Genomic DNA, 15,161 nt, shown 5'->3' on the forward strand with positions numbered 1-15,161 from the left:
GAATGGCTACTTCGGGCTTAGCGGAAGATTGCTCAATCACCGATATGAAGGCACGTAGCGGTCATACAAAGCTCCAAACGCGAGGCCTTTGTAGAACAAGCATCCTAATTGACCGGAGACGATTCGAACTTGTTACCGCCAAACACCGCCGATTCTACGCTTTTCTGCATATAGGTTGCCCACTACCTTGATGCAAAGGAGTACCTTCGGCGGTTATAGCGTAGTGTAGAGGGCAATCGGCGGAATTTGGCGCACCCGACAGGATTCGAACCTGTGACCTTTGGAATCGGAATCCAACACTCTATCCAGCTGAGCTACGGGTGCTAACCGCAAAGGCGATGGTGACTCGCCTCGTCCGATGGCAGGTTCTTAACCCAGGATGACGGCCGCATCAATCGGCAATTTCAAGGAGTGCCGATTTCAAGGGGAATGAGCGGAACCGGGGAAAGCCCGGTTCCGCCCTGGCGCACCCTCGACGACGGCGGATCGTAAAGAGTGGGCACCGTTCGACTTTTCCAGGCGATCACGCCACTTTCATGGCGCCCGGACCCGGCGTCGCGCCAGGCGGCACCTTGCCCAGAATGATCATGCCGAGCACCTCGTCCTTGGTGACGTCCCCGGTGCGCGCATGGCCCACCACCTTGCCGTTCTTCATCACGAAGACGCGGTCGGCGAGGTCGAAGACGTCGTGGATGTCGTGGCTGATCAGGAAGATGCCGATCCCCTCGCGCTTCAGCTGCTTGATCAGGTCGCCCACCTGCGCCGTCTCCTGCGGCCCAAGCGCCGCGGTCGGCTCGTCCATGATCAGGATGCGCGCGTCGAACAGGATCGCCCGGGCGATCGCCACCGATTGCCGCTGGCCGCCCGAAAGCGCCTTCACCGGCTCCTTGAAGCGCCTGAAATTGGGGTTGAGGCGTCCCATCACCTCGCGCGTGCTGGCCTCCATGGCGACATCGTCGAGCGTGCCCCATTTCGTCCGGAGCTCGCGGCCGAGATAAAGGTTGGCGGCGGCATCGACGTTGTCGGCGACGGCGAGCGTCTGATAGATCGTCTCGATGCCGTATTTCTTGGCGTCGCGCGGGTTGCGGATGTCGGCCGGCTCCCCATTGATCAGGATCTCGCCTTCGTCCCGCCTGTAGGCGCCCGAGAGAATCTTGATCAGCGTCGATTTGCCCGCGCCGTTATGGCCGAGAAGGGCCACCACCTCGCCGGGAAAAAGATCGACCGAGGCGTTCTCGACCGCGTGAAGCCCGCCGAAGGAGATGGAAATGTTCTTCATTTCCACGAGCGGAGTGGTGTGTTCCGTCACGATGAAAACTCCTATCTTTGCTGTCACTTGGCTCTGGCGCGGTAGACGGTATCGAGCCAGACGGCGAGCACGAGCACGGCGCCGACGACGATGCGCTGGAAGGGCGTGTCGATGCCGAGCAGCACCATGCCGGACTGCAGCGACTGCATGAGAAGCGCGCCGAGCATGGCGCCGGCGATCGTGCCGACGCCGCCGGAAAGCGAGGTGCCGCCGATGACGGCCGCGGCGATCGTATAGAGTTCGTCGAGCTCGCCTTGCGCATTGGTCGCGGCGTTCAGGCGGGCCGTCGAGATCGCCGCGGCGATGGCGCAGAGGATGCCCATCAGGGCGAAGATCTTCACCGTCACCCAGCGGGTCTTGATGCCGGCAAGCTCTGCCGCTTCCGGGTTGCCGCCGATCGCGAAGACGTAGCGTCCGAAGCGGAGCCTTGTCGCGATGAAGGTCATGACGATGCCGACGGCGATCGCCATCAGCACCGGCACGGCGATGCCGTGGGAGATGAAGAGGCCACCTTCCGGCCAGGCAATGCCGTTGGCTTCCGCATAACGGCGGGCGATGTTGACCGGCCAGTAATAGTCGTTAGCGATCGAGACGACGCCGAGCACGATGATGCAGCCGAGCCCCGCCAGCACGTATTCGGCCCAGATGGGCCGGCGGGGGAAGTGGAAGCGCTTGCGCTGGCGGCGGCCGTTGACGATCGCGGCGACGATCGCGAGACAGGCGAGGATGCCGACGATCCAGCTCCAGGTGGCGCCGATCGAGCCGTCGGTGCCGCCGCCCATCAGGCGGAAGTTGGCGTCCATCGGCGCGACCGTCTGGCCGCTCGTCACGAACCAGGTGGCGCCGCGCCAGACGAGCAGGCCGCCGAGCGTGACGATGAAGGAGGGGACGTTCAGGAAGGCGATGATCGCGCCTTGGAAAGCGCCGATCAGCCCGCCGACGACGAGGCCGCCGGCTAGCGCGATCGCCCAGGTGGCGGGATGGTTGAAGCCGAGCACCTGGGGCAGCAGCTGCGCCTGCAGAACGCCCATGATCATCCCGGTGAACCCGAGGATGGAGCCGACCGAAAGGTCGATGTTGCGGGTGACGATGACCAGCACCATGCCGGTCGCCATGACGGCGACGGATGCGGTCTGCACTGAGAGAAACCACAGGTTCCGGGGCGTCAGGAAAAGACCGCCGGTCAGGATGTGGAACCCGACCCAGATGACCAGCAGCGCGCCGATCATGCCGAGCAGGCGCGTGTCGATCTCGGTCGCGCGGAAGAAGCGCGCCACGAGATTGCCCTCCGCCCGTCCGGCGCCTCCCGACGTCGCGGAATTGTCCGATGTCGTGGAATTAATCGTGTCGGCCATGTGCTGCCGTTCTCCACCTTGTCTTGAGGCGCTGCGCCCGGCACTGGCCGGTCCTGCCTCCGATGACGCTTCGCCGCATTCGGCGGCCGCATCATCTTACGCCGAAAACCGACGCCGCGGCAGACATGCTGCGGCGTCGGACTGTTGTCGATCCGGAATGGCCCTTGCTCAGTTGCAGGCGGCGACCGTGCCGGCCTTGACGCCCTGGCAGGCTTCGGCCTTGCTGATCCAGCCGGCGTCGATGACCAGGTTCAGGTTGTCCTTGGTGATCGGCTGCGGCTTCAGGAAGACCGATTGCATCGCCTGCTTCTTCGGACCGCCGGTGAAGGTCTGGACGTTCGGGATCTCGCTCATCTTCTTGCCCGAGGCGAGGGCAAGCGCGATCTCGGCGGCATTCTTGCCGAGCTCACGGCTGTCCTTCCAGACGGAGACGGTCTGGGTGCCGAGCGCCACGCGGTTCAGCGCCGCCTTGTCGGCATCCTGGCCGGAGACCGGGACGGAGCCGGCCAGCCCCTGGGCGTCGAGAGCCGCGATCGCGCCGCCGGCGGTGCCGTCGTTCGAAGCCACGACCGCGTCGACCTTGTTGTTGTTCTTGGTCAGGAACTGCTCCATGTTCCGCTGGGCGTTTTCCGGCTTCCAGCCGTCCGTATAGGCTTCGCCGACATTCTTGATCTTGCCGGCGTCGATCGCTGCCTTCAGCACTTCCATCTGGCCCGAGAACAGGAAGTCCGCGTTCGGGTCCGCCGAATTGCCCTTGATGAAGACGTAATTGCCTTCCGGCTTCACCTTGAACACGCCTTCGGCCTGCATGCGGCCGACTTCCTTGTTGTCGAAGGTGATGTAGAACGCGTCCGGGTTCTCGATCAGGCGGTCGTAGCCGACGACCGGAATGCCTTCGGCGCTCGCCTTCTCGATCGCCGGGCCGATCGCATCGGAATCCTGGGCGAGCACGATCAGCGCATTGGCGCCCTGGGCGATCAGCGCCTCGACGTCGGTGAGCTGCTTGGCGGCGGAAGACTGGGCGTCGGCGGAGATATATTTGGCGCCGGCGGCTTCGAGCGCTTTCTTGATCGCAGCTTCGTCGGTCTTCCAGCGCTCTTCCTGGAAGTTAGACCAGGAGACGCCGACGACGACCTGCTGCGCCATGGCTGCGGTATGCATGGAAACGAGGATGGCCGCGCCGGCCATCAGCTTTACGAACGATCTCATAATTGTCCTCCCGAGTGACGGCGGATGGGCCACAAGCCTCCGTGCTCTCCCCCCGCCGGATGGCCTGCCGTAGAAAGCTTCCAAGCTTTTTTCTCGACAGTCGAGAAATGACATGTCAGAGATTTGAAAGGCTGTCAATCGGCACTTGTGGAGGAGAAGGCACTGCCGTATCGACAGGAGGAGCGAGGAGGAGCGGCAAGCGGAATGCTGGCGAAATCGAGCACGGAACTGGTCCGGCAGCAGAACAGTGCGCTGGTTCTGTCGGCGCTTCGCCGCCATGGCCGGCTCGCGCATACGGAAATTTCGGATGCGACGGGGCTGGCTTCGGCCACCGTCTCCGCCATCACCGCCGATCTGGAGCGCGCCCGCATCATCGAGAAGAGCGAGCAGCAGGCGGTTTCCGGCCGCGGCCGGCCGCGCGTGCTCTTCAGCCAGCGGCGCGGTTGCGGCTATCTCGTCACCATCATCATATCCTCCGATTCGATCCAGTATTCGCTGGTGGACTATGCCGGCACGCTGCTCGACCGTTTCACGGAGCCGCGCGGCGAGGGAGGGACCGCGGCCTTCCTCGCCGCGATCTCGGCGGCGCTGACCCGCGCGTCCACCCGTTCGCGCATCGATCCGGCCAGAGTGCTGCTCGTCTCGATCAGCAGCAAGGGGCTCGCGCACCCGGCCGCTCCGGTGCTCGTGTGGTCGCCTGTCTTCGGCGCCCAGCCGGTGGATTTTTCCCAGGCGCTGACCGACGGCTGGTCGGCCAAGGTCATCCTCAACAACGAGACGCTGCTGGTCGCCGGCGCGCTTCTCGAGCGCGAGGCGAAGAGGAAGGGCGAGGGCGAACCGGCGCTCGCGGCGCTTTCGCTCGGTCACAGCATAGGGCTCGGGATCGCCAGGCGGGGAGGCGCCGGCCTGCCGGAGATATCCGCGCCGAATTTCGGGCATATGCTGCACATGCCGAACGGCGGGCTCTGCCGCTGCGGCGCGCGCGGCTGCATCGAGGCCTATGCGGGCTTCTACGCCATTCTGCGCACCGCCTTCGAGGTGCCGATGGACACGATCCCGGCGAAATTCGTGCCGATCGCCGAGATCGACAAGATCGCCGCAGGCGCCCGGCAGGGCAACCGCATGGCGCAGCTCGCCTTCCGCCACGCGGGCGTGGCGCTCGGCAACGGATTGTCCCGGCTGCTGAGCCTGCACGGGCACATGCCGGTCTTCATCACCGGTCCCGGGACCCGGCACTACGATCTCCTGCAGGCGGGCATGGAGGAGGGGCTCTCGCAGACCCAGGTCGTGCGGCTCGGCGGCATGCCGAGCCTGCTGGTCGTGCCGGACGAACCCTCGCTGGTGTTCGAAGGCCATCTCAATCTTGCGTTTTCCATCATCGATCAGGATATTATCGCTTCGAGGCCGCATATGCAGGCGGCCGGGGAGTGACGTCATGATCGATCCGAACCATCCTTTCTACGAGCCGCTCTGGCGGCGGCTGCTGATTCCGGTCGTCTGCGCCGTCTGGGCGGTGTTCGAGCTTTATGCGGGAGAGCCGATCTGGGCGATCATCGTCGGCGCCATGGGGATCTACGCCACCTACAAGCTGTTCATGGAAAAGCGAAAGCCGCCGGTCTCGAAGCCCGCCGATGAGCAGAAGGAGTAGCCGGAAGATAGCGCTTTGCCGCCGCGCGGCGGTCAGCGCCAGAAAAGCCCCTTGATCGCCGTGTCGATCAGCAGGTTGGCGGTCTTCATGCGGATGTTGGCATTGTCGCGAAATTCCGGGGCCACCCCATCGGGGTGATTGGCTCTCGCGAAGCGCCGGCGTTTTTCGGCGAGCGTCGCCTCGGTGTCGGCTGCCGTGATTGCAAGCTCCTCTGCGATTTCCTCCACCGTCAGCAGAAGCAAGTGAGAGGGGATCGGAGGCGCCGCCGGCGGCTCTTCCTCGTCGGGTGAGGGTGGCTCCATCTCAGAGAGTTCGGGCAGAAAGGCGAAATAGGCTTCGGTATCGCCGCCTATAGCGGAAGGCCCTTCATCCGTCGGCGCGACGAAACCCAGGCCAAGCCCCTTGATGCGGAAGCTCGGTTCCGTTCCTTCGGCCTCTTCCTCGCCCTGTTCTTCCCTCAGGCGCGTCAGCACCGACTGGAAGACCGATTGTCCGAACAGCATGCCTCACCTCTTGTCGTGAGGCGGAAGGAGAACATGCGGAGGTGGCGCAGGGCTTGCGAGGCTGCTCCCTCTTCTCCCCAGCGGGGAGAAGATGCCCGAAGGCAGATGAGGGGGGCGGAGCCAGATAGAAAGCACCGGAGCTTGCCGTCGTATGCACCCCCTCATCGCCTCGCATTCGCTCGGCACTTCTCCCCGCTGGGGAGAAGAGGGAGCTTGCCATACCGGCTTGCCCTCATTTCCACGACTACGAAAGCTATGCTACCTTCGATTGTTCAAGGAGAGCGCAAGTGTCTGACAAAGATAAGCCTATCGAGAGCTTGTGGGGCCTTATGAAAGGCTCCGTCCTCCACTATGAAAATCCGTTCGAACCCGCAATCGATCCCATGGAATGGGAGGCCATCAGGGAAGTTTTAGGTCTTGAGCTCCGTGAAGGTTACATCTTCGCCGGATCGCTCCTCACCCCTGAGACTGGCTCTGCTGACCTTGACTCTGTGTCTGGCCCTGGCTCGGCTTCACCGTCAGCGAAACCTTGAGGTTTTCGCTCCCGCGGCCGATCCGCATGCCGGAAACGGGGGCGCAGTCGCGGTAGCAGAGCCCGGAGGCGATGCGAACATAGCGGTCGTCGGGGCAGATCTTGTTCGCCGCATCGAAACCGACCCAGCCGAGGCCGGGCAGATGCGCTTCCGCCCAGGCATGGGTCGCCACCTGTTCGGCCGTCCCCTCCGTCAGCAGGTAGCCGGAGACATAGCGGGCGGGAACATCGAGCAGCCGGGCAGCGGAAATGAAGATATGCGCATGATCCTGGCAGACCCCGGTCTTTGCCGACAGCGCCTCTTCGGCACTCGTCTCGGTATCTGTCGTGCCGGGCGTATAGGCGACCGTCTCGTGGATCGCCTCCATCAGCGCGTGCATCTGCGCGAGTTCGCTGTCGCCTTTAAGACTTCTTGCCAGTTCCTTGATAAGCTTGCCGGGTTTCGTTCGCGAGGTCTCGCGCAGAAAGAGCCAGAGCGGGCAAAAGCCCTGATGCGGGCCATAGACGCCCGCCCGGTCCTGCGTCTCCACCTCGCCGGAGGCCACGATGCGGATCGTATGCTCGGCACCTTCCACCGAGACGAGTTCCGTGCGGTTGCCGTACTGGTCGGCATAACCCGCCTCGATCCTGGCGCCGTCGATCGCGATCGTCCAGTTCACCACCTTCTGACCCGGTCCGTCGAGCGGGGTCAGCCGCAGGCGCTGCAGCGAATAGGGCACCGGTTCGTCATAGAGATATTCCGTCGTGTGGGAAATTTTCAGCCGCATGTGCGTCTTTCTGCCAGTCTCTGGCCTACTGATAGAAACGGTAGCCTTCGGAAATCTCGATGCTGAGCTGGTTGGTGCGGCTGACGAAATCCTCCAGGAATTCGTGCAGGCCCTGGTCCATGATGTCGGCAATCGAACCGCGCCTGAGCGTGGAGTGGATGGCGTCGGCCGTCTCGTGCGCCTTCAGCCGTTCGCCGTAGGTCTCGGCGAGGTAGCCGAGATTGCTGACGATCTTCTCGTAGCAATAGGCGAGCGAGCGGGGCATCTGCACCTTGAGGATCAGGAAATCGGCGATATTGGCGGCCTGGTATTCGCCATCATAGACCCAGCCGTAGGAGCGCTGCGCCGAAACCGAGCGCAGGATCGATTCCCACTGCATGTTGTCGAGCGTCGAGCCGACTTGGCTCACCGACGGCAGCAGCACGTAATATTTCACGTCGAGGATGCGGCTCGTGTTGTCCGCCCGCTCGATGAAGGTGCCGATGCGCGAGAAATTGTAGAGGTCGTTCCTGAGCATCGAGCCGTGAAAGGCGCCGCGGATCAGTCCGCAGCGATGCTTGATGACGTCGATCAGTTCCGGCAGGTCGGCGGGCTTCAGCTTGCGGGCAAACCGGGCCTTCAGGTCGATCCAGGCCTCGTTGGTGGCTTCCCAGGTCTCGCGCGTCAGCGCCGTGCGCACCATGCGGGCGTTGTTGCGCCCCCATTCGATGCAGGACATGACGCTCGACGGATTGGACCGGTCGCGCAGGAGATAATCGATCGCGTCCACCGCCGTCAGTTCGGCATGCACTTCCGAATAGGCCTCGCGCACGCCGGCGCTTTCCAGCACGCCGTGCCAGTCCTCGTCGGAGGAGCCGGCGCGGGTCAGCGAGACGCGCAGGCCGGCATCGACGAGGCGGGCGATGTTCTCGGCTCTCTCGATGTAGCGGAACATCCAGTAGAGGCCGTTTGCAGTTCTTCCGAGCATATGGTTCCGACCTCAATCAATCTTCCAGGACCCAGGTGTCCTTGGTGCCGCCGCCCTGGCTGGAATTGACCACCAGCGAGCCCTGTTTCAGCGCCACGCGGGTCAAGCCACCGGGAATGATCTTCACCTTGTCGGAAACAAGCACATAAGGCCTGAGGTCGACATGCCGCGGCGCGATGCCCTTGTTGACGAAGATCGGCACCGTGGAAAGGGCGAGCGTCGGCTGGGCGATATAGTTGCCCGGCTTGGTGGCGAGTTTTTCCGCGAAATCCGCGCGCTCCTTCTTGGTCGCGGTCGGGCCGACCAGCATGCCGTAGCCGCCTGAGCCGTGCACTTCCTTGATGACGAGCTCCTCGATGTGCTCCAGCACGTATTTGAGGCTTTGGGGTTCCGAACAGCGCCAGGTCGGCACGTTTTCGAGGAGCGCCTTGCGGCCGGTATAGAACTCGACGATCTCCGGCATGTAGGAATAGATCGCTTTGTCGTCGGAAATGCCGGTGCCGGGTGCATTTGCTATGGTGATGTTGCCGGCGCGATAGACGTCCATGATGCCGGGGATGCCGAGGGCCGAATCCGGCCGGAAGGTGAGGGGGTCGAGGAAATCGTCGTCGACGCGGCGATAGAGCACGTCGATCGCCTCGTATCCCCGCGTGGTTCGCATCTTCACGCGCCCGTCGATGACGCGCAGGTCGCCGCCTTCCACCAGTTCGACGCCCATCTGGTCTGCGAGGAACGAGTGCTCGTAATAGGCGGAATTGTAGATGCCGGGCGTCAGCACCGCGACGCGCGGCTTGCCCTTGCAGCCGGGCGGTGCCAGGGAGGCGAGCGACTGGCGCAGCAGGCGCGGATAGTCCTCGACGCGCTGCACCTTGTTCAGCGTGAAGAGTTCCGGGAACATCTGCATCATGGTTTCCCGGTTTTCCAGCATGTAGGAAACGCCGGAGGGCGTGCGGGCATTGTCCTCCAGCACGTAGAACTGGTCCTCGCCGGTGCGCACGATATCGGTGCCGACGATATGGGTGTAGACGCCGCCCGGCGGCTTGAAGCCGATCATCTCCGGCAGGAAGGCGGTATTCTTCTCGATCAGCTCGCGCGGGATCCGCCCCGCCCTGATGATCTCCTGCTTGTGGTAGATGTCGTCGAGGAAGGCGTTGAGCGCCAGAACCCGCTGTTCGATGCCTTGTGCCAGCTTGCGCCATTCGCGGCCGGAGATGATGCGGGGGATGATGTCGAAGGGGATGAGCTTTTCGGAACTGTCCGCGTGTCCGTAGACCGCGAAGGTGATGCCAGTCTTTCTGAAGATGTTTTCCGCATCCTGGGTCTTGCGGATCAGGTGGGCGGCATCCTGGCTGGTGTACCACTCGTGGTAGGTCTTGTATGGCGGTCGCGGAAAGTTTTCCGCAGTTAACATTTCATCAAATGCCAAAGGCGCGTTCCCCGGTTTTTGACCATAAGAGTACAACGCAGATAGCAATGCAAGAACCGTGCGCAGTTGCCTGAGCAGATTCCGGCATATCGGAAAATCTCCTTCCCCGGACGTAAATCCACCGCCGTCGGCGGCGCGGAGGCATTCGGCTTCCAGGCGGAGTGCGCCTCGTTGCTGCCTCCAAAACCATCAACTGCCCAAGCTCTCATCAAGCTGCGTTCAACGCAGCGATCAGTTTTTCTGCTTTGACCATCAAACCGGCTGGGCATAGAGAAGCGCGGCCTGTCTCCCGCAGAATCAGCCGGAAATCCCCTCATGCTCGATCGTCTGGCTCCGGCCCTTTTCGTCTTTCTCTGGTCTACCGGCTGGATCGTCGCGAAATATGCGGCGCCCCATGCCGATCCGATAACCTTCCTGGCCGCGCGGCATGCGCTGGCCGCGGTCGCCTTCTTCATCGTCTGCCTGGTCGTGCGGGCGAGGTGGCCGAGGAGCGGGGGGCAGATCGGCCATGCGATCATCTCCGGCGTGTTTCTCCACGGGTTTTATCTCGCCGGCGTCTGGTATGCGATCGGGCAGGGCGTGCCGGCTGGTCTCTCCGGCATCATCGCCGGGCTTCAGCCGCTGCTGACGGCCATGGTCGCACCGCTGTTCCTCGGCGAGCGTCTCCGGCCTGCGCAGAAGCTCGGCCTCGTGCTGGGTTTTGCGGGCATCCTGATCGCGATTTCGCCGCAGCTTCTCGACGTCTTCGACCGCGGCCTGGCGGGGCTCGGCTTTCCCGTGATCATCAATCTGGTGGCGATGACCTCCGTCACCTACGGAACGCTTTACCAGAAGCGCCACCTGCAGGAAGGCGATCTCTTCTCGATCGCCACGCTGCAATTCGTCGGCGCGCTGATCGTCACGATCCCGCTGGCGCTCGCGCTCGAAAACCTGCGTTTCGACTGGACGCATGAGGCTTTGCTCGCCATGGCCTGGTCGGTGTTCGGCCTTTCCATGGGGGCGGTCGGCCTGCTGCTCTATCTCATCCGCCGCGGGCAGGTGTCGCGGGCCGCCTCGCTCATCTATCTCATGCCGCCGGTCGTGGCGATCGAGGCGGCGATCCTCTTTGGCGAACCGCTGACGCTGCCGATGATCGTCGGCACCGTCATTGTCGTGGCGGGCGTCTATATGGTGAACAGGAAGGCGAAAACGGAAACGGCCGGGTAGGGGCGCTCTGCCAAGGGCTGCAAACGATAGATGGAGACCGGAATCATGCCACCATACCCGCCGCCCGATCACGGCGCGTGGTCCGCCTGGCATCCGGCCGAGCTGGCACGCCGGCTGGGCACCATGTCGAAGCCCTGGTGCGTGGTCGGAGGCTGGGCTCTCGACCTCTGGCACGGGTACCAGACCCGCGAGCACGAGGACCTCGAATTCACCATCCTGCGGAGCGATTTCAGTGCCTTCCGCCGCTGCCTCGACGGCATGCGGTTCTACACGGTCGGGAATGGCATCGTGGAATATTTGCCTGCGGATGCCGAGCCGCCGACGCATATCTCGCAGATATGGTGTCAGGACACGGTGGCAAGACGCTGGCGGGTGGATATGATGATCGAGCCGGGAACGCCGGACACCTGGATCTACAAAAGAGACGCGTCCATTGCTCTGCCCCGTGCGGAGATGGTCGGTGCAACAGCCGACGGCATTCCCTACCTCAAGCCCGCCGCGATCCTCCTGTTCAAGGCGAAGTATCAGCGTTCGAAGGACGAGGCCGATTTCGAAAATGCGTCTGCGAAGCTGACGGCGGCGGAGCGGGACTGGCTGAAAGCGTGTCTCGACGCTATCCATCCTGGCCACGACTGGGCGAAAAGGCTTTGCCGGCATTCCGAAAACGAAAACGGCCGGATCTGACCCCGGCCGCTTCCCGTCGTCGTTGATGGCCTGATTTACGCCCGGCTGCGCTTGCGGCCCTGCTGGCCACCGGAGCGATTGTCGCTGCCGAACCTCACCGGACCGCGGTTTTCACCCTGCTTCTGGCCGCTGCCATGCTGCGGACGACCCTGACTGGCATTATGCGCCTTGCGCTGGTTGCCGGCTTCGTGGGCGCCATGGGCAGCATGCTCGCGCTTGCCCCCTTGATGGCCTTGGTTTTGATGACCCTTGCCTTGGCCGCCATTGCGGTTGTCAGCCTGATGCGGACGGCCTTCGCCGTTCCGGGGCCCGAACTGCTTCTTGGGACGGAAATCCGAGGCGAAGTCGAGATCGTTGTCGGCTTCGAAGCGAGGTGCCTCCTCGCCGCGGCGCTGGCCGCGAAAATCCTCGTTACGGCGGTTTTCGCGCTGCGGGCGCTCGCCATGCGGGCGTCCTTCACCACGATGTTCGTTGTTCCGAGGCTCCGGCCGCTGGGGCCGTTCTGCGCGGAACGGACGGTCCTGACGTTCGCCGCGTTCTTCCGGCTGCGTCGCCAGTTCGATGACGTCCGCGTCGAAGTGCTTGCGGCGGGCCGGCCGCTCGCGCCGTTCCGGACGGCCTTCGCCGTTGCCGCGACCTTCGCCACGGCCGCGGCCCTGGCCATTGCCGCCGCGGCCGCGATTGCCGCCCCGGTTGCCGCCGCCGCGCGACGGACGGCTCAGCCCTTCCGGGCGCTCGCCGGAGGCGGTGGCGATCTCGATGCCCATCAGGCGTTCGATGTCGCGCAGCAGACCGGTCTCGTCAGGGGCGCAGAAGGCGATCGCGATGCCGTCGCGGCCGGCGCGCGCCGTGCGGCCGATGCGGTGGACATAGGCGTCCGGCACTTCCGGCAGGTCGTAGTTGAAGACATGCGTGACGCCCGGAATGTCGATGCCGCGGGCCGCGACGTCCGTCGCCACCAGCACGCGGATATCGCCGTCACGGAACGCCTTGAGAGCCCGCTCGCGCTGGCCCTGGCTCTTGTTGCCGTGGATCGAGGCGACCTCGAATTCGAGGTGTTCCAGATGCTTGGCGAGCTTTTCGGCGCCATGCTTGGTGCGCAGGAAGACCATCGCGCGGCCATCCGGATTCTCGGTCAGCGAGTCCTTCAGAAGCTCGGTCTTGTCGTTCTTGCCGGTGACGAAATGGACGTATTGCTCGACCTTGTCGGCAGCCTTGCCGGGTGGGGTGACCTCCACCTTCACCGGATCGGTGAGGTAGTCGGAGGCGAGATCGGCGATCGCTTTCGGCATGGTGGCGGAGAAAAGCAGCGTCTGACGCTTGGCCGGCACCATCTTCGAGATCTTGCGCAGGTCGTGGATGAAGCCGAGGTCGAGCATCTGGTCGGCCTCGTCGAGGACGAGATGGGTCACCTGGCCGAGCGAAACGGCGCGGCGGTTGATCAGGTCGAGCAGGCGGCCGGGCGTCGCGACCAGGATGTCGGTGCCGCGTTCGAGCTGGAACTGCTGCTTGTTGATCGAGGCGCCGCCCACGACCGTGTTGATCTTCAGCGGCGTCTTGCGGATGAAGTTCTTGAGGTTGACGGCGATCTGGTTGACCAGTTCGCGTGTCGGAGCCAGCACCAGCGCACGGGTGGTGCGGTTCTCGGGACGCTTGCCTTCCTTCAGGAGCATTTCGATGATCGGGAGACCGAAGGCGGCGGTCTTGCCGGTGCCGGTCTGGGCAAGGCCGATCATGTCGCGGCCTTTGAGAAGTTCGGGGATCGCCTGCGCCTGGATCGGCGTCGGCGTTTCGTAACCAAGCTGCGAGAGGGTGGCTACGATCTGCTTGGCGAGGCCAAGCTCATGGAAATTCGTCAAGTCGAATACCTTTTCGGGGGCGCCAAAAGCCATCGCCCGGGTCAGCACCATGCTGTCCGGCTTGCCTTTGGCGTCAAGAACCCCGCGTGAAGTGGGAACTTGTAAGTTGGAAATCGCTTTCCAGCGCTGAACCCTCGGGCGAGGGCGATCTATCTGTGCGCCTTGTTCCTTCTTCGCGGTTCTATTGACGCGGGGCCAGCTCACGCGGCGGCCGGAAGGTGAAAGCTGAAGCGCATTTGGTAGGTTTCAGGGCAAAAGTCAAGTGAATGTTTCGCAACTGCGAAGCGAAGGACGACGGGCAGGCTTTCTGGATTTGTGTGCGGTTTTGCTTTATTCTGCACACAAAGGAGTTTCGCCATGACCGCACGCAAGGCCCGAAAGACCGTTACCTCGGCCGAGACGGATCATATTGTCCGGCCGATCTCCCGCGCGGCCGTGGTGATGGAGGACGCACGCCGTGCCGGATTGCTCGACGGCGAGGCGACGGAACACCTGAGCGTGCGCCTGCCCAAAGCACTGGTCGATGCCGCCAAGCTGGAAGCCGGCACGGACAAGCCCACCGAACTCGTCAGGATAGCGCTCGCTATGCTGGCCAAGCCCGATCCCTCCGTGAAGTTCCTTTTTGAAAATTACGGCAGGCTTGGCAAAGATCACACGCTTGACTATTGATTTCTCAGCCGGCCTCCGACGGATTAAGCCTGAGAAAAGGCGAAGCCAGTTGAGGCCCCGCCCGATGGGGGCGCTGCTTTCCGCATCGGAATATCTCGCCGATACGCCGGCGAAAATCGTGCCGGACACGAATGTCTATATACGCTTTGCCGCGGGCTCTCTTCCGTTGCCGGTCCTAGCGCTCATGCTTGAAAGTCTTGCATTCCATTGTTCTGTTTGTATTTCGGAACTGGCAACAGGCATTGCGAACGCAGACCCATATCATCCTGGTTGGCGGGAGCTTCGCGACCACTACAGCCATTTCGTCACAACCATCCCCGCCGTCCGCCTCCTCACGCCCGATCCGCAAATCTGGACCGAAGCCGGGCTGATCGCCGGCACGCTGGCGCGCACGCAAAATTTCAAACCGCATCAACGCAAGGAATGTCTGAACGACGCGCTGATCTTCCTGACGGCAGCGAAGGCGGGCCTGCCGGTGCTGACCAGCAATCGCGACGAGTTCGACCTCATCCAGCAACTCGCGCCGCACGGCCAGTTCATCCATTACTGAAATGCAAAAAACCTGCCTCCGGGTTTTCGGAAGCAGGTTTTGAGATGGTTGATCAAATCAGATCAATAGCGGTCGCAAACGCGGGCGCGGTAGGCCTCGCCCCATTCGTTCTCCACCCACTCGTAATGGCAGCGCGGCACGTATTCAGCGCGGTAGTAGGTGCGGTGATAGACCGGCGGAGGCGGCGGCGGGACGTATTCGTATTCCGGTTCGACATAGACGGGCCGCTGCGATCCGGCGATGATCGCGCCGCCGATGAGGCCGCCTGCGAGACCGGCTGCGACACCCGGCCAGACGTCGTGGTGGCGGTCGCGGGCCTCGGCCGCGGGGGCAGTCGCCGTCAGGGCGCCTGCGACGGACAATGCGATGAGGCCTGCCGATAGGGTCTTTTTCATTACGGACATGGTCGTGTTCCTTTCCCCTTTTGTCGATCAAGGGCACGCAGAAAGCGTCGTGCGGAAAGGCGGCGGATTGATG

15 protein-coding genes and 1 tRNA gene are annotated in these 15,161 nt (G+C 63.3%); 6 read left to right on the forward strand and 10 right to left on the reverse strand.

The annotated features are described in order from the left end of the window. Positions 1-247: 247 nt before the first annotated feature. The 4 genes from QTA58_RS16700 to xylF all read right to left on the reverse strand — a co-directional run bounded on the left by QTA58_RS16700 (position 248) and on the right by xylF (position 3,873). Positions 248-324: transfer RNA gene (locus QTA58_RS16700), tRNA-Arg, on the reverse strand. A 199-nt stretch (positions 325-523) separates the two neighbouring features. Beyond that, complete coding sequence (locus QTA58_RS16705; RefSeq protein ID WP_085425063.1) at positions 524-1,309, reverse strand: ATP-binding cassette domain-containing protein; 786 nt, start codon at positions 1,307-1,309, stop codon at positions 524-526. A gap of 23 nt (positions 1,310-1,332) precedes the next feature. Next, entirely contained in the window at positions 1,333-2,664 is a 1,332-nt protein-coding gene (locus QTA58_RS16710; protein WP_289669684.1) for a sugar ABC transporter permease, read from the reverse strand. A 168-nt stretch (positions 2,665-2,832) separates the two neighbouring features. Next, the gene (gene xylF, locus QTA58_RS16715; RefSeq protein ID WP_085425061.1) at positions 2,833-3,873 is read right to left on the reverse strand and encodes a D-xylose ABC transporter substrate-binding protein; all 1,041 of its coding nucleotides are present in this window, start codon (positions 3,871-3,873) and stop codon (positions 2,833-2,835) included. A gap of 204 nt (positions 3,874-4,077) precedes the next feature. Between xylF and QTA58_RS16720 the strand changes: the two genes are divergently transcribed. After that, a complete protein-coding gene (locus QTA58_RS16720; RefSeq protein WP_289669685.1) occupies positions 4,078-5,304 on the forward strand; it encodes an ROK family transcriptional regulator in 1,227 nt (408 codons plus the stop codon). 4 nt (positions 5,305-5,308) lie between these two features. Further along, on the forward strand, positions 5,309-5,521 hold the full coding sequence (locus QTA58_RS16725) for a hypothetical protein (RefSeq protein ID WP_085425059.1): 213 nt from the start codon (positions 5,309-5,311) through the stop codon (positions 5,519-5,521). A gap of 32 nt (positions 5,522-5,553) precedes the next feature. On the opposite strand, the gene QTA58_RS16730 is transcribed toward QTA58_RS16725, so the two are convergent. The 4 genes from QTA58_RS16730 to QTA58_RS16745 form a co-directional block, all read right to left on the reverse strand. Further along, positions 5,554-6,024, reverse strand: coding sequence for a hypothetical protein (locus QTA58_RS16730; protein WP_289669686.1), 471 nt, complete (start codon positions 6,022-6,024; stop codon positions 5,554-5,556). A 456-nt stretch (positions 6,025-6,480) separates the two neighbouring features. Continuing rightward, positions 6,481-7,323, reverse strand: a complete 843-nt coding sequence (locus QTA58_RS16735; RefSeq protein WP_289669687.1) for a transglutaminase family protein — start codon at positions 7,321-7,323, stop codon at positions 6,481-6,483. A gap of 25 nt (positions 7,324-7,348) precedes the next feature. After that, positions 7,349-8,290 (reverse strand): alpha-E domain-containing protein, encoded by a 942-nt coding sequence (locus tag QTA58_RS16740; protein ID WP_085425056.1) that lies wholly within the window; start codon positions 8,288-8,290, stop codon positions 7,349-7,351. A 16-nt stretch (positions 8,291-8,306) separates the two neighbouring features. Then, entirely contained in the window at positions 8,307-9,716 is a 1,410-nt protein-coding gene (locus QTA58_RS16745; RefSeq protein WP_289669688.1) for a circularly permuted type 2 ATP-grasp protein, read from the reverse strand. Positions 9,717-10,031: 315 nt separating this feature from the next. Here QTA58_RS16745 and QTA58_RS16750 point away from each other — a divergent pair, with 315 nt between their 5' ends. Both QTA58_RS16750 and QTA58_RS16755 read left to right on the forward strand, forming a co-directional pair. Continuing rightward, positions 10,032-10,922, forward strand: a complete 891-nt coding sequence (locus tag QTA58_RS16750) for a DMT family transporter (protein WP_289669689.1) — start codon at positions 10,032-10,034, stop codon at positions 10,920-10,922. A gap of 45 nt (positions 10,923-10,967) precedes the next feature. After that, complete coding sequence (locus tag QTA58_RS16755; protein ID WP_289669690.1) at positions 10,968-11,606, forward strand: amino acid transporter; 639 nt, start codon at positions 10,968-10,970, stop codon at positions 11,604-11,606. A gap of 35 nt (positions 11,607-11,641) precedes the next feature. Here QTA58_RS16755 and QTA58_RS16760 read toward each other — a convergent pair whose 3' ends face one another. Continuing rightward, on the reverse strand, positions 11,642-13,498 hold the full coding sequence (locus tag QTA58_RS16760; protein WP_289673191.1) for a DEAD/DEAH box helicase: 1,857 nt from the start codon (positions 13,496-13,498) through the stop codon (positions 11,642-11,644). A gap of 324 nt (positions 13,499-13,822) precedes the next feature. Here QTA58_RS16760 and QTA58_RS16765 point away from each other — a divergent pair, with 324 nt between their 5' ends. Both QTA58_RS16765 and QTA58_RS16770 read left to right on the forward strand, forming a co-directional pair. Continuing rightward, positions 13,823-14,134, forward strand: a complete 312-nt coding sequence (locus tag QTA58_RS16765) for a hypothetical protein (protein WP_085425052.1) — start codon at positions 13,823-13,825, stop codon at positions 14,132-14,134. Positions 14,135-14,198: 64 nt separating this feature from the next. Next, positions 14,199-14,684 (forward strand): type II toxin-antitoxin system VapC family toxin, encoded by a 486-nt coding sequence (locus QTA58_RS16770; protein WP_289669691.1) that lies wholly within the window; start codon positions 14,199-14,201, stop codon positions 14,682-14,684. A 62-nt stretch (positions 14,685-14,746) separates the two neighbouring features. On the opposite strand, the gene QTA58_RS16775 is transcribed toward QTA58_RS16770, so the two are convergent. After that, entirely contained in the window at positions 14,747-15,088 is a 342-nt protein-coding gene (locus QTA58_RS16775) for a hypothetical protein (protein WP_289669692.1), read from the reverse strand. Between the last annotated feature and the right edge of the window lie 73 nt (positions 15,089-15,161).

Source organism: Neorhizobium sp. CSC1952 (assembly GCF_030378245.1).
GTDB classification, from domain to species: Bacteria; Pseudomonadota; Alphaproteobacteria; order Rhizobiales; family Rhizobiaceae; genus Neorhizobium; species Neorhizobium oryzae_A.

Excerpts from the sequence above, each read along its gene's own strand:
- QTA58_RS16710 (WP_289669684.1), bottom strand. The coding sequence starts at position 2,664 with ATGGCCGACACGATTAATTCCACGACATCGGACAATTCCGCGACGTCG.
- xylF (WP_085425061.1), bottom strand. The coding sequence starts at position 3,873 with ATGAGATCGTTCGTAAAGCTGATGGCCGGCGCGGCCATCCTCGTTTCC.
- QTA58_RS16720 (WP_289669685.1), top strand. The coding sequence starts at position 4,078 with ATGCTGGCGAAATCGAGCACGGAACTGGTCCGGCAGCAGAACAGTGCG.
- QTA58_RS16725 (WP_085425059.1), top strand. The coding sequence starts at position 5,309 with ATGATCGATCCGAACCATCCTTTCTACGAGCCGCTCTGGCGGCGGCTG.
- QTA58_RS16730 (WP_289669686.1), bottom strand. The coding sequence starts at position 6,024 with ATGCTGTTCGGACAATCGGTCTTCCAGTCGGTGCTGACGCGCCTGAGG.
- QTA58_RS16735 (WP_289669687.1), bottom strand. The coding sequence starts at position 7,323 with ATGCGGCTGAAAATTTCCCACACGACGGAATATCTCTATGACGAACCG.
- QTA58_RS16740 (WP_085425056.1), bottom strand. The coding sequence starts at position 8,290 with ATGCTCGGAAGAACTGCAAACGGCCTCTACTGGATGTTCCGCTACATC.
- QTA58_RS16750 (WP_289669689.1), top strand. The coding sequence starts at position 10,032 with ATGCTCGATCGTCTGGCTCCGGCCCTTTTCGTCTTTCTCTGGTCTACC.
- QTA58_RS16755 (WP_289669690.1), top strand. The coding sequence starts at position 10,968 with ATGCCACCATACCCGCCGCCCGATCACGGCGCGTGGTCCGCCTGGCAT.
- QTA58_RS16760 (WP_289673191.1), bottom strand. The coding sequence starts at position 13,498 with ATGGCTTTTGGCGCCCCCGAAAAGGTATTCGACTTGACGAATTTCCAT.
- QTA58_RS16765 (WP_085425052.1), top strand. The coding sequence starts at position 13,823 with ATGACCGCACGCAAGGCCCGAAAGACCGTTACCTCGGCCGAGACGGAT.
- QTA58_RS16770 (WP_289669691.1), top strand. The coding sequence starts at position 14,199 with ATGGGGGCGCTGCTTTCCGCATCGGAATATCTCGCCGATACGCCGGCG.
- QTA58_RS16775 (WP_289669692.1), bottom strand. The coding sequence starts at position 15,088 with ATGTCCGTAATGAAAAAGACCCTATCGGCAGGCCTCATCGCATTGTCC.